This window comes from Pseudomonas putida, from assembly GCF_050989985.1.
Lineage (GTDB): Bacteria > Pseudomonadota > Gammaproteobacteria > Pseudomonadales > Pseudomonadaceae > Aquipseudomonas > Aquipseudomonas putida_AI.
Map to the genome: position 1 here is coordinate 4,431,164 of NZ_CP158815.1, position 12,697 is coordinate 4,443,860.

Annotated in this window: 11 protein-coding genes; 5 read left to right on the top strand and 6 right to left on the bottom strand. The window is 61.3% G+C overall.

Annotated elements, in window-relative coordinates; translation table 11 throughout:
• Positions 1-35: 35 nt before the first annotated feature.
• Genes ABTV29_RS20170 through ABTV29_RS20180 form a run of 3 tightly spaced genes read right to left on the bottom strand, consistent with a single transcriptional unit; the run spans position 36 to position 3,017 of the window.
• On the bottom strand, positions 36-1,544 hold the full coding sequence (locus tag ABTV29_RS20170) for a tripartite tricarboxylate transporter permease (RefSeq protein WP_433766445.1): 1,509 nt from the start codon (positions 1,542-1,544) through the stop codon (positions 36-38).
• Between the two features lie 23 nt (positions 1,545-1,567).
• Positions 1,568-2,050, bottom strand: coding sequence for a tripartite tricarboxylate transporter TctB family protein (locus tag ABTV29_RS20175; protein WP_433766446.1), 483 nt, complete (start codon positions 2,048-2,050; stop codon positions 1,568-1,570).
• A 1-nt stretch (position 2,051) separates the two neighbouring features.
• Entirely contained in the window at positions 2,052-3,017 is a 966-nt protein-coding gene (locus ABTV29_RS20180) for a tripartite tricarboxylate transporter substrate binding protein (RefSeq protein WP_433766447.1), read from the bottom strand.
• Positions 3,018-3,484: 467 nt separating this feature from the next.
• Between ABTV29_RS20180 and ABTV29_RS20185 the strand changes: the two genes are divergently transcribed.
• From ABTV29_RS20185 to ABTV29_RS20205, 5 genes are all read left to right on the top strand, one after another.
• A complete protein-coding gene (locus tag ABTV29_RS20185; protein WP_433766448.1) occupies positions 3,485-4,258 on the top strand; it encodes an alpha/beta hydrolase in 774 nt (257 codons plus the stop codon).
• A 124-nt stretch (positions 4,259-4,382) separates the two neighbouring features.
• Positions 4,383-4,640: a DUF2790 domain-containing protein gene (locus ABTV29_RS20190; protein WP_433766449.1), complete on the top strand. Its 258-nt coding sequence runs from the start codon at positions 4,383-4,385 to the stop codon at positions 4,638-4,640.
• Positions 4,641-4,753: 113 nt separating this feature from the next.
• Positions 4,754-5,425 carry a heavy metal response regulator transcription factor gene (locus ABTV29_RS20195; RefSeq protein WP_433766450.1) on the top strand — a complete coding sequence of 224 codons (672 nt, stop codon included), beginning with the start codon at positions 4,754-4,756 and terminating at the stop codon, positions 5,423-5,425.
• The gene (locus ABTV29_RS20200) at positions 5,422-6,834 is read left to right on the top strand and encodes a heavy metal sensor histidine kinase (protein ID WP_433766451.1); all 1,413 of its coding nucleotides are present in this window, start codon (positions 5,422-5,424) and stop codon (positions 6,832-6,834) included. Before ABTV29_RS20195 ends, ABTV29_RS20200 begins: the two co-directional genes overlap by 4 nt.
• Before the next feature lie 244 nt (positions 6,835-7,078).
• Positions 7,079-9,463, top strand: a complete 2,385-nt coding sequence (locus tag ABTV29_RS20205) for a DUF3772 domain-containing protein (RefSeq protein WP_433766452.1) — start codon at positions 7,079-7,081, stop codon at positions 9,461-9,463.
• A 183-nt stretch (positions 9,464-9,646) separates the two neighbouring features.
• On the opposite strand, the gene ABTV29_RS20210 is transcribed toward ABTV29_RS20205, so the two are convergent.
• The 3 genes from ABTV29_RS20210 to ABTV29_RS20220 form a co-directional block, all read right to left on the bottom strand.
• Positions 9,647-11,137, bottom strand: coding sequence for an aldehyde dehydrogenase family protein (locus ABTV29_RS20210; RefSeq protein WP_433766453.1), 1,491 nt, complete (start codon positions 11,135-11,137; stop codon positions 9,647-9,649).
• A 116-nt stretch (positions 11,138-11,253) separates the two neighbouring features.
• Positions 11,254-11,643, bottom strand: coding sequence for a c-type cytochrome (locus ABTV29_RS20215; RefSeq protein WP_433766454.1), 390 nt, complete (start codon positions 11,641-11,643; stop codon positions 11,254-11,256).
• Between the two features lie 340 nt (positions 11,644-11,983).
• A complete protein-coding gene (locus ABTV29_RS20220) occupies positions 11,984-12,334 on the bottom strand; it encodes a hypothetical protein (protein WP_433766455.1) in 351 nt (116 codons plus the stop codon).
• Positions 12,335-12,697: the final 363 nt, after the last annotated feature.

Below are 12,697 nucleotides of genomic sequence, written 5' to 3' on the forward strand. Positions count from 1 at the left end.
CAGGCTCGCTCCTACAGGGGAGTTGTGCCTGGCAGTCAATCGTCTTCGTGCAACTTGATCCCCCGCGCATGCAGCAAAGGCGGCACCACCAGCACCAACAGCGTCAGGGCCATGAAAAACGCCGAAATCGGCTGCGTGAGGAAGATCATCCAGTCGCCCTCGCTGATGGACAGGGCATTGCGCAACTGTTTCTCGGCCATCGGCCCCAGCAGCATGCCCACGATCACCGGCGCGACCGGGAAATCGAAGCGGCGCATCAACACGCCGAACCAGCCGATGGCCAACATCAGCAGCAGGTCGAAGGATGAATGACGCATGCCGTACACGCCGATGGTGGCGAACACCAGGATCCCGGCATTCAGGTACGGCCTGGGGATTTGCAGCAACTTGACCCACACCCCCACCAACGGCAGGTTCAGCACCAGCAGGATGACGTTGCCGATGTACAGCGAGGCCACCAGGGTCCAGACCAGCTCGGCGGAGGTTTCAAACAGCAGCGGCCCCGGTTGCAGGTTGTAGTTCTGGAATGCCGCCAACAGGATCGCCGCGGTGGCCGACGTCGGGATGCCCAGGGTCAGCAAGGGCACCAGCGAGCCGGTGGCGCTGGCGTTGTTGGCCGCTTCCGGGCCGGCGACGCCTTCGATGGCGCCCTCGCCTTTATTGGCGGAAAACTCTTTCGGGTATTTGGAGAGCTTGCGTTCGGTGGAATAGGACAGAAAGGTCGGGATCTCCGCGCCGCCAGCGGGAATCGAACCGAACGGAAAGCCGATCAGCGTGCCGCGTAGCCATGCGGGCACCGAACGCCGCCAGTCAGCGCGGGTCATCCACAAAGAGCTCATCCGATGCCGGCCTTCCATCTGTTCCTGTTGATAGAGCAGGCTGTAAAGCGCTTCGCCGACGGCAAACAACCCCACCGCCACCAGCACCACTTCAATGCCGTCCACCAATTCCGGAACACCCAGGGTGTAGCGGGCGATCCCCGAAGTCGAGTCCAGGCCGATCAGGCCGACTGTCAGCCCGATCCCCAGCGATGCGAAACCGCGCAGCATGGAAGCACCGAGCACCGCCGACACCGTAGTGAAGGACAGCACCAGAATCGCGAAATACTCCGCCGGGCCGAAATTGAGCGCCAACCTGGCCACCACCGGTGCGAACAGGGTCAGCAATATCGTCGCTATGGTCCCGGCCACGAAAGAGCCGATGGCGGCCGTGGCCAACGCCGGTCCGGCCCGTCCGTTGCGGGCCATCCGGTTGCCTTCCAGGGCGGTGACCATGGAAGAGGATTCACCGGGCGTGTTGAGCAAAATCGAGGTAGTGGAACCGCCGAACTGCGCGCCGTAATAGATCCCGGCGAACATGATCAGCGCCCCGGTGGGATCGACCTTGGCGGTGATCGGCAGCAGCAGGGCCACCGTCAGCGCCGGCCCGATGCCGGGCAAGACACCGATGGCGGTGCCGAGCAGGCAACCGATAAAACCCCACATCAGGTTGATCGGCGTCAGCGCCGCGGAAAAGCCCATCAGCAGGCTTGAGAGAATGTCCACGCTGTCGATCTCCTTGAGCCCGGTCAGATCCAGGCATTGACCAGCGGCGGCAGGGAAACCCCCAGCCCGGCGTTGAACAGCCAGTAAATCGGCAGGGTCAAGGCAATGCCGATGGCCAGGTCACGCAGCGGATGACGGCTGCCAAAGCCCCGTGCCGAACAGGCAAACAGCAACCCGGCGGCCAGCACGAAGCCGATCAGGTTGATCAGCACCGCCACCCCCACCAGCCCGCCCGTCACCCAGGCCGCGCCGGTCTTGCCGCCCGGGACCACACCTTGGCTGGTGTCCAGTTCGCGAAAACCGCCGGTGAGCGCCTGATAACTGAGCAGCACCCCCACCACGCCCAGAAACCCGGCAACGAGATAGGGATACACGTAAGCCGGCAGGATCACGAACCCCATCTCGGGTGGAAAGCGCCAGGCACCCACGGCCAACACCGCGCTGAGGGCGATCAGGCCAAGGCCGATCGCCAATTGCGCCGGCACCACAGCACGTGGCGCGGTCATCTCAAAGCAGCCCGACCTTGACCAGCATCGCCCGCAAGCGCACGTGCTCTTCGTCGACGAATTTGCCGAAGTCATCACCGGTCAGCACGCTCGGCGTCCAGGCATTGGTTTGAATGTTTTCCTGCCAGACCTTGCTGTTGCTGGCGGCCACCACCGCGTCAGTCACTTCCTTGCGCTGTTCGGGGGTGAGGCCGGCGGCGCCGTACACGCCACGCCAGTTGCCGATGATCACGTCGTAGCCGCTTTCCTTGAGGGTCGGCGCGTCGATCCCCGGCACACGCTCGGGCGCACCGATGGCCAGCACGCGGATCTGGCCGTTCTTGATGTATTGACCCAGCTCGGCGTAGCCCCCGGTGAGCACCTTGATCTGGCCGCCCAGGGTCTGCGCCACGATTTCGCCCCCGCCGCCGGTGGCGATGTAATTGACCTTGTTGACCGGCACATCGAGTTTGCCCGCCAGCTCGGCGATGCCGATGTGATCGATCGAACCCTTGGAACCACCACCAAAGGTGACGCTGGTGGGCTTGGCCTTGAAGTCCTTGATCAGGTCATCGAGGGTCTTGTAGGGCGAGTCCTTGCGCACGGCAATCACGTTGTATTCGGTGAACAACCGGGCAATCGGCGTCACGTCCTTGAGGGTAATTTGCGGTTTGTTCTGTTCGATACCCGCGACCATGATCGCGCCGACCACCAACAGTGCATCCGGGTCACCCTTGGTGCTGTTGGCGAACTGCGCCAACCCCAGGGTTCCGCCGGCGCCGCCCTTGTTTTCAAAGGTGGTGGACTTGGCCACGTTGGCCTCGATCAGCGCCTTGCCCAGTACCCGCGCGGTCTGGTCATACCCGCCGCCCACGGAGCCGGGGGCCATGAACTTGACGGTATCCAGTGCGAGCGCGGGGGTGGCGAGTGCAGCGGCGGTCAGGCCAACAGCGAGGTAACGATTGAAGCGGCTGAACAAAGCGGACATGGCGTATCTCCCTGGTTCATTGTTTTTATGGGTGCCGGTTGGGTATCGGCCTGCGGATAAGCGTAGGCCATTGTTTCGCTTCTGTAGGAGCGAGCTTGCTCGCGAAAAACCAGAAGGCCCCGCCGGGCGTCAGGCTGCCCGCGTCATCGTTCACGACCATCGCGAGCAGGCTCGCTCCTACAGGGGGTGCGTCGAATACAAAAAATGGTGGTCACCTCAATCCACTGTGGGAGCGAGCCTGCTCGCGATGGACGTCAACGTTAACGCGCGCTGTCTGAATGACCGCGTTGTCCGGACGTTATTCGCGAGCAGGCTCGCTCCTACAGGGGATCAGGTACATCCGACCTTCATTACAAACTTGTCACCGAGTTGTCAGCATCCTCAGCACCCTCGCTCCCTACAGTGAGCCCGTCAGTCACACGCACCGACTGACACCTCTCCCACTGATGAAGACAAGGGTCGACACCATGAAACCATTGAGCAAACTCTGCCTGATCGCCGCCAGCCTGATCATGTTCGGCGCAGGTTCGGCCATGGCCGCTACAACGACCGCACCGGTCAAGGCCAACAACGTCGTGCTGGTGCACGGTTCCTGGGCCGATGGCTCCAGCTGGTCGGACGTGATCGCGCGTTTGCAGGCCGCCGGGCTGCACGTCACTGCCGTGCAAAACCCGCTGACTTCGGTGGCCGACGATGTAGCCGCCACGAAACGGGTACTCGATCAGCAAGACGGTCCGACAGTTCTGGTCGGCCACTCTTACGCCGGTACCGTGGTCAGTGAAGCCGGGGTAGATCCGAAGGTCAGTTCGCTGGTGTATGTGGCCGCGCGCGCGCCGGATGCGGGGGAGGACTTCGTCGCACTTTCGGCCAAATACCCGACCATGCCGGTGCGCGCCGGCACCGAAGAACACGACGGTTACGTCAGCCTCAAGCAGGACGCCTTCCTCAAGTACTTCGCCAGCGACGTGCCCCACGACAAGGCCATGCAACTGTTCGCCGAGCAGCAACCGATCGCCAAGACCCTGTTCACCGACCGCACCACGGCAGCCGCCTGGCACACCAAACCTTCGTGGTATGCGGTGTCCAGCCTCGACCAGACCATCAACCCGGACCTCGAACGCTTCCTCGCCAAGCGCATGGGCGCGACCACCATCGAGCTGCCGTCAAGCCACCTGTCGTTGGTCTCCCACTCCAAAGAGATTGCCGACCTGATCCTCGCTGCCGCCGGTCGCCAGCCGTAACCGGCGTCCATTAATGACAACTTTGTAATCGACTTGTTGGTCGGCTGTCCGGATTGCCTGAGTAATCTGAACTCACTGCCAGGCACCTTGCCGACAGCCCGACACCTGAATAGAGAGACTCATCATGAAACTGTATATCCTCGGTTTTGCCGCCCTCCTCGCCACCGGCTCGGCGTTTGCCGACACCCAGAGCAGCGCGCCTGTCATCCACGACAAGGACGGCGCCTTCGTCCACCTCGACGTGGCCAAGGTCGTCGGCGAAACCGACATTTCGCAACAATGCGGCATCATCCCCGCCCAGCTGAACTACCTCGATCACCAGGGTCGTCAGCATGAACTGGACTACCTGGTGCAAGGCAGCGGTTGCACCAATGAGCATTGATCGTCATCCCGATGTATCGACGGGTGATCGGGCTACACTGGCGGCACGGGCAGGCCGCTGTAGCCCGCCTGCCCGTCAATGAAATGTGCTGGCCCCGAATCTGGTAGGACCCCATGAATATTCTCGTCGTCGAAGATGAACCCAAGGCCGGCAACTACCTGCTAAACGGCCTGCAGGAGCTCGGCTATACCGTGAGCCTGGCGCGCGACGGGGTCGATGGCCTGCACCTGGCGCTGGAACATGACTTCGACGTGATCGTGCTGGACGTGATGATGCCGAAGATGGATGGCTGGGAAGTCCTGCGCCGCCTGCGCAAGGAAGCCGATACCCCGGTGCTGTTCCTCACCGCCCGCGATGACATCGCCGACCGCGTCAAGGGCCTAGAGCTGGGCGCCGACGATTACCTGATCAAGCCGTTTTCCTTCGCCGAACTGGTGGCGCGCCTGCGCACCCTGACCCGCCGTGGCCCCACTCGCGAAGAAGAGCAACTGCAAATCGAAGACCTGCAGATCGACGTGCTCAAGCGCCGCGTGACCCGCGCCGGCACGCGCATCACCCTGACCAACAAGGAGTTCGCCCTGCTGCACCTGTTCGCCAGCCATCAAGGCGAGGTGCTGTCGCGCTCGATGATCGCGTCACGGGTCTGGGACATGAACTTCGACAGTGACACTAACGTGGTGGATGTCGCGGTCCGTCGCCTGCGTATGAAAATCGACGACCCGTTCCCGCTCAAGCTGATCCACAGCGTGCGCGGCATCGGCTACCGCTTCGATACGCAACCATGAGCGCCCTGTCGCGGTTGCACCACTCCCTGACGCTGCGCCTGGCGCTGGTGTTCGCGTTTCTGGCGTTTGTCTCGCTGACGGCGCTCGGCGTGGCGCTGTACCACGACCTGGAACACGAGTTGATCCGCCGTGACGACGCGGCACTGGTGACGCGCATCGATCAGCTGCGCACCTTTCTCAACGACAGCAACACCCTGGAGCTGATCCGCAGCAAACCGTCACTGTTCCAGAACATGCTCGGTAATCGCGAAGCGCTGCTGAGCATCGGCGTACCCGGGCAACCGCCGTTGCTGGTGGTCAATCCGGGCAATCTCCACATGCCGGCCCTGGCACCAATGCCGATGGACCACCCGCTGACTCTTGGCGACGTGCAGCACTTGCCCAACGTCGACGGCGTGCCCTTTTCCGCGTTGGCGGCCATTATCGAGTCCGATGATCAGGGCAGCCTGGAAGTGGTCACCGGGCGCCTGATGACCGAGCGCACCGCCGTGCTCGCCCGTTACCGGCTCAACGTCTACCTGTTCGCCAGCGTGGCGGCGATTCTGCTGGCGTTGTCCGGCTATGTACTGGTGGATCGCGGCTTGCTGCCCGTGCGGCTCCTGGCCCGGCATGCCCACGGTATCGGCATCGGCAATCTCACCGAACGCCTGGATAGCCGGGGCGCACCCCGGGAGCTGCTGCCGATGATCGACGCCTTCAATGCCATGCTCGACCGCCTGGGCAAGGGCTTCGTGCAATTGGGCCAGGTATCGACCGACATGGCCCATGAACTGCGCACGCCGATCAACAACCTGCTGGGCGAAACCCAGGTCGCCCTGCAGCAGAACCGCAGCATCGAAGCCTATCAACAGTTGCTCGCCTCCAACGTCGAGGAACTGGAACGCCTGGCGCGGATGCTCGACAACATGCTGTTCCTGGCCCGCACCGACCCCGCCAGCGCCTTGAGTCAACGCCAGGAACTGGACGCGGCCGAGGAAATGGAGCGCATGGCCGATTATTTCGAGGGGCTCGCGGCGGAAGCCGGCATCCACATCGATGCCCAAGGCAGCGGTTTGATCTGGGCCGAGCCGATGCTGCTGCGCCGCGCCATGGCCAACCTGTGCTCCAACGCGATCAAGTACGGTGCGCCCGATACGCCATTGCAGATTCTCGCCACCCCCTCGGCCGAGGGCATCCGTCTGCAGGTACGCAACCACGGCCAGACCATCCCCGCCGAACACCTGCCCCGCCTGTTCGAGCGTTTCTACCGCGTCGACCAGTCCCGCGAGCGCTCGGCGCAGTCCAACGGCCTGGGTTTGTCGATCGTGGCGACGATCATGCAGTTGCATAACGGGGCGTACAGCGTCAGCAGTGTGGATGGGGTGACCTGTTTTGAGCTGTTCTTTCCGGCGCGACGACAGGGCGAGTGACAACTGCCGCTATCCTGCAAACAACGAACAATCTGTGGCGAGGGAGCTTGCTCCCGCTGGGGCGCGCAGCGGCCCTGAAAGAAGGACTGCTGCGCAGTCCAACGGGAGCAAGCTCCCTCGCCACAGGTTTAATGCAAGGCTTGGTATCCCCCTGACTGCACACATCCGTCCAATAATCCCTCATGGACGCAAGTCATGACCTAACCTCATAGGCTGGGTAACAAACAACCTGCCGGGCACGCCTATGCGCAATGCATTGAAGTGGATGAGGGTCGTGGTTTTCGCACTGTTTGCGGCGAATGGCGCACTGCTGTCGGCGGCGCCCATGTCGGACACGTCTGCCGCCAGCGTAACGGCCGCCTCCGCCAGCATCTCCGACAGCAATCTGCAGGAGCTGCAACTTCGGCTCAACAGCCTCAAGCAGCAGGTTTCCCAGGCCAGTAATTACAGTCAGCTGGAGGCCCCGCAGGACCTGCTCCAGGCGTTGATCCAGGAAATCACCCGGATGTCGGCACTGCTGCTGCCCATTCAGACTCAACTGCAATCGCAATTGAGTGTGCTGGGACCGGCACCGGTTGGCGAGGCCGCGCTGGAGAAGTCCGACATTACCCGGCAACGGGTTGACCTCACCGAACAGAAAAGACAGATCGATTACAAGCTCAGTACGCTGGCGACGCTCAAGGACAGCGGGACCGAACTGCTGACTCAAATCGCCGTCATCCGTCGCGGCCTGCTGGAAACCGAAGTGACCCAGCAGACCTATAGCATCCTCAACCCCTGGTTCTGGGCACCGCTATTGAACCCACCCGAGGATGATCGCCACCGCCTCAATGGCTTCCTGCAACAGATTGGCGCCAGCCTCGACGCCGCCTGGCAGCCGGGCCAGCGTTTCTACACCAGCGTGTTGCTCACACTGGCCCTGGCCCTGTGGTTTGTCGGTCACCGGCTCACCGACCGCGCGCTGACGTGGCTGTGCATTCATCGCATGCCTGAAGGTCGGCTGCGGCGCAGCTCCCTGGCGTTGTCTTCGGTCATCGCCACGGTGCTGGCGGCCTGGCTTGCCCTGCAATTGCTGTTTTATGCCCTGACGCGCCAGCTGCCGCTGACACCGCAACTGGCGGGGTTCTCCCAGGATTTCGAAAAGATCGTCTACACCTGCGTGCTCATCACCGGCCTGAGCCGTGCATTGCTGTCCACCAAGCACCCTTCGTGGCGGCTGCCGGCCATTGCCGATCCGGTGGCACTGGCAATCAAACCCTTCCCCATTCGCCTGGCCTGGGTTTTGCTGATTCTGGTGGCGTTGGCGCAAATGACCAATGTCACCGGCATGAGCTTTCCGACGGTGATCTCGGTCAGAGGCTTCGTCGCACTGATCATCTCCGGGATGATCGGTTCGCTGCTGCTGCGCGTCAGCAGAATTCGCCGGGAACTGGTCGCGACGGGCGAGTCCCCCGAAGCGGGCACGACGCTGGCCGGGGTCATTTATGCTTTCGCCAGCATTGCGGTGGTGGTGTCCCTGCTGGCGCTGCTGATCGGCTACATCTCCCTGTCGCGCTTCATCACTTACGAACTGGTCTGGCTGTTCATCATTTTTTCCGGCTTCTACCTGCTGATCCAGTTGCTCAAGGACGGCTGCGAATACGTGTTTTCCCCCAAGCATCCCAGCGGCAAGGCCATTAAACAGTTGCTGGGCATCGGCGATCCGCGCCTGGAGCAGATTTCCATCGTCCTGTCCGGGGTCGGCCGGGCCGCGCTGGTGCTGATCGCGTTCATTTCACTGGTGGTGGGTGGGGTCGGATCGACGCTTGGGCAACTGGCGACCAATACCCTGGCGATACTTGGCGGCGACGGGCTGCGCAAACTCAACATTGTCCCAGGCAACCTGCTGCATGCCGTGCTGGCACTGTTCATCGGCATCTACCTGACCCGCACGTTGCGCCGCTGGCTGGACAACGAATTCCTGCCGAAAACCGAGATGGACCCGGGCATGTGTGCCTCCCTCAGCACACTGTTTTCCAACATTGGCTACGCGCTGGTGATCCTGCTCGCGCTGTCGTCGCTGGGGGTGCAATGGACCAATCTGGCGTGGATCGTCAGCGCCTTGTCGGTGGGGATCGGTTTCGGCCTGCAGGAGATCGTCAAGAACTTCGTCTCCGGCCTGATCCTGCTGACCGAACGCCCGGTGAAAGTCGGCGACCTGATCAGCATCAGCGGGGTCGAAGGCGACATCCGCCGGATCAACGTACGCGCCACGGAAATCCAGCTGTCCGACCGCTCGATCGTCATCGTGCCCAACTCACAGCTGATCTCGCAGAACCTGCGCAACGTCACCCTCGGCGGCAACGCCCAGGGCGTGGCGATACTGGAACTGATGTTCCCGCTGGACATCGACCCGGAACAAGTGCGCAACCTGCTGTACGACACCTACACCGAGCACGAATCCATCCTCGAAAAACCGGCGCCCTTCGTGCGCTTCAGCCAACTGAAGCCCGAAGGCATCACCTTGACCATCACCGGTTACGTCAGCAGCCCGCGCACGGTCGGGTCGATCAAGAGCGAGCTGCTGTTTGAAATTCTCAAGCGGCTGAGTGCCGCCGGGATAGAGCTGGCGAAACCGCCTACGGCGTGAAAAACCAAACCAAGGCGGCCGGACAGCCAACCTGATTCGGGCAAACACACCTGATCCCCTGTGGGAGCGAGCCTGCTCGCGATGGACGTCAACGATAACGCGCCCTGTCTGAATGACCGCGTTGTCTGGACGTTTTTCGCGAGCAGGCTCGCTCCCACAATGGGAACGCCGCAGGCTATGGCATCAATGCGCGATGCACACCGACTTCAGTTCGGTGTAAGCCTCGATCACAGCACGACCGAACTCGCGGCCCATGCCCGATTGCTTGACGCCACCGAATGGCATCGCCGGGTCGAGCAGAACGTGGGCGTTGACCCAGACCGTGCCGGCTTCGATGCGTGGCACCAGGTTCATGGCCTTGCTCAAGTCGTTGGTCCACAGGCTCGCGGCCAGGCCGTAGCGGTTGTCGTTGGCCAGCGCGATCACGGCGTCTTCGTCATCGAACGGCATCACACCCAACACCGGGCCGAATACTTCTTCGCGAGCCACGGCCATGCTGTGGTCGATGTCGGCGAGGATGGTCGGCTGGACGAAGAAGCCGTCGCCTTCCAGCAACTCGCCACCGGCCACCACCCGCGCGCCTTCCCGGCGAGCCAGTTCGATATGCTTGAGCACGCTTTGCTGCTGCTTGCGCGACACCAGCGGGTTGATCGCCGCGTCACAGTTCATGCCGGCGCCGATCGGCATGGCCGATACCGCTGCCGCCAGGGCTTCGACGAACTTGTCGTGGATCGAGCGATGTACATAGAAGCGCGACGCTGCGGCGCACACCTGGCCGTTGTTCAGCAGGCCGCCAAGGATCGCGCCCTGCACGGCTTTCTCGATGTCGGCATCGGCCAGCACGATCATCGGGTTCTTGCCGCCCAGCTCCAGGGAGAAGCGCGTCATGTTTTCCATGCACGCCACACCCACGCTCTTGCCCACGGCGGTGGAGCCGGTGAAGGACACTTTGCTTACCAAAGGATGCGAGGTCAGCACGCCGCCCACCGAGGCGCCGCCACCGGTGACCACGTTGAACACGCCCGCCGGAATGCCGGCTTCCAGCGCCAGTTCAGCCAGGCGCATGGCGGTCAGCGGGGTTTCCATCGCCGGCTTGATGATCACGGTGCAACCAGTGGCCAATGCCGGCATCAGCTTCCAGGCGGCGATCAGCAGCGGGAAGTTCCACGGCACGATGCCGACCACCACACCCACTGGCTCGCGCTTGGTGAAAGCGGTGAATTTGGCACCCGGCGGTAGCGGGATCGACACATCGAAGGTCTGCCCTTCGATCTTGGTGGCCCAGCCGGACATGTAGCGCATGAACTCCACGGTGGCGTTCAGATCCAGCGCGCGAGCCATGTTGATCGACTTGCCCTGGCTCAGGGTTTCCAGCTGCGCCAGCTCTTCGGCGTGCTCTTCCACCAGGCGGGTGAAGTTGAGCAGGATGCGCTCACGGTCGGCCGGACGCAGCGAAGACCAGACACCGGACTTGAAGGCCTTGTGCGAAGACTGTACCGCTTGCTCGACGATGGCCAGCGGCGCATCGAGGGTTTCGCACAGGGTTTGCCCGGTAGCCGGGTTGACCACGGCAATGCTCTCGCCCTCGGCAAACACCCACTGGCCATCGATGAAGCAGCCGTGACGGCGATCAAGGAATGCAGCCACCTGCGGCAGAATTTCAACGTTGCTCATAAATCACCTTCATTCAAATGTTGGAGCGAGCCTGCTCGCGAAAACGCCCTCAGGGGCGGTGCAAGGCTCAAGGCAAGCCAGCTCCAGCAGGGTTGATAAGCCAGATATCCGGCCGCTTAGTGTTGTTCTTTGAGATAGCACACCACCGCCTGACGATCGTCGGCGGAGGCCAGGCCCATGTAAGGCATGTAGGTGCCCGGCACGAAAGCCTGGGGTTGAGTGATCAGTTGCTCGATGTTCTCGGCCTGCCAGTCGATGTTCTTGCTGCGCATGGCCTGGGAATAGTTGAAGCCTTCCAGCGAACCGGACTTGCGCCCCACTACACCCGCCAGATTCGGCCCCATCATCCCGACCGCGCCCTTGGACACCGAATGGCAGACGCCGCATTCATTGGCGAACACCTGCTCGCCACGACTCTGGACCGGCGCGCAATCGGCAGCGACAGCGGCCTGGGCCAGGGTGAAGGTCAACAAACCAAAGAGAGAAAAACGCAGGGCGGTAAACATAAGAAACGACCTTGAAAATCCACGCGCTCGCCAGCAACGAACGCCAACACAGAAAGCACCGGGACAACGGAGCCCCGGCAGGTTGAAAAGGATTGTCGGCGGTCGGCGAAACGCAGGTTTTTCCCTGCGTGCCAGTTGTGTTGGCGGGGCTGCCAGATCGCTCGGCTGCTTGCTCACACAACCTTGTTGTCATGGAAACCCTGTGGGAGCAAAGCTTGCTCGCGATAGCGTCAGCCCTGCCAACGCGGCGGCGTCTGACCTTCCGCTATCGCGAGCAAGCTTTGCTCCCACAGATGAAGTGATCGCGTTGCCCGGACGTTTTTCGCGAGCAGGCTCGCTCCTACAGGTCATTGTCAGCGCCTGGAGTCAAGCCATAAAACAATAGAACCTCATCGAACTCGTCCTTTGATAATCTTGAATCCCTTAGTTCATTAATCGCTGTTAACAGAGTCAAATCCTGCTTTTGCGATACTTCACGCCTTGAAACCACAAAACCATCAATAGGAAGATTGAGTATCTGGAACTTGTATGGATATAACTTCATGACAGTCCTTTCCATCACTGTTCTGATCAGTGCCAGAACAACCATGCCGAATGGGCTTTGAATCCCTGCCCGCCTCTCTGAAACCTTCGGCCCCAAGCGGGCAAGCACTGATTTCCAACTCTTCGTCGTAGTTGAAAAAGCTGTCACGCAAAAAGTCATTCGTCATTGCTGAATACCCGTCGGTTAGAAAAGTTGTCTCTCCTATGGTTATTAATTTTTTAATGAAGTTACAAGCAGGTATTTTTTAAACGTAGGAAACTTCATGCAACATTAATAGATAGTTCTCACAAGAAAACAGGAACTGCTATTCACCCAAAACCGTGACACAGGTTACTTGTCGAATCAGGCAACTGTAGGAAGCAGTAAGAGCTTTCCTTCGCCGTCACAAAAGCGCCTCGTTTTTACCGACGTTCTTCCCAATCAAAAACGACGAACGGTAATTTCAACCGCACCACCATTCCCCTGTAGGAGCTGCCGCAGGCTGCGATCTTTTGATCTTGATCTTCAGGA

Excerpts from the sequence above, each read along its gene's own strand:
- ABTV29_RS20180 (WP_433766447.1), bottom strand. The coding sequence starts at position 3,017 with ATGTCCGCTTTGTTCAGCCGCTTCAATCGTTACCTCGCTGTTGGCCTG.
- ABTV29_RS20185 (WP_433766448.1), top strand. The coding sequence starts at position 3,485 with ATGAAACCATTGAGCAAACTCTGCCTGATCGCCGCCAGCCTGATCATG.
- ABTV29_RS20205 (WP_433766452.1), top strand. The coding sequence starts at position 7,079 with ATGCGCAATGCATTGAAGTGGATGAGGGTCGTGGTTTTCGCACTGTTT.
- ABTV29_RS20210 (WP_433766453.1), bottom strand. The coding sequence starts at position 11,137 with ATGAGCAACGTTGAAATTCTGCCGCAGGTGGCTGCATTCCTTGATCGC.
- ABTV29_RS20215 (WP_433766454.1), bottom strand. The coding sequence starts at position 11,643 with ATGTTTACCGCCCTGCGTTTTTCTCTCTTTGGTTTGTTGACCTTCACC.
- ABTV29_RS20175 (WP_433766446.1), bottom strand. The coding sequence starts at position 2,050 with ATGACCGCGCCACGTGCTGTGGTGCCGGCGCAATTGGCGATCGGCCTT.
- ABTV29_RS20200 (WP_433766451.1), top strand. The coding sequence starts at position 5,422 with ATGAGCGCCCTGTCGCGGTTGCACCACTCCCTGACGCTGCGCCTGGCG.
- ABTV29_RS20195 (WP_433766450.1), top strand. The coding sequence starts at position 4,754 with ATGAATATTCTCGTCGTCGAAGATGAACCCAAGGCCGGCAACTACCTG.
- ABTV29_RS20190 (WP_433766449.1), top strand. The coding sequence starts at position 4,383 with ATGAAACTGTATATCCTCGGTTTTGCCGCCCTCCTCGCCACCGGCTCG.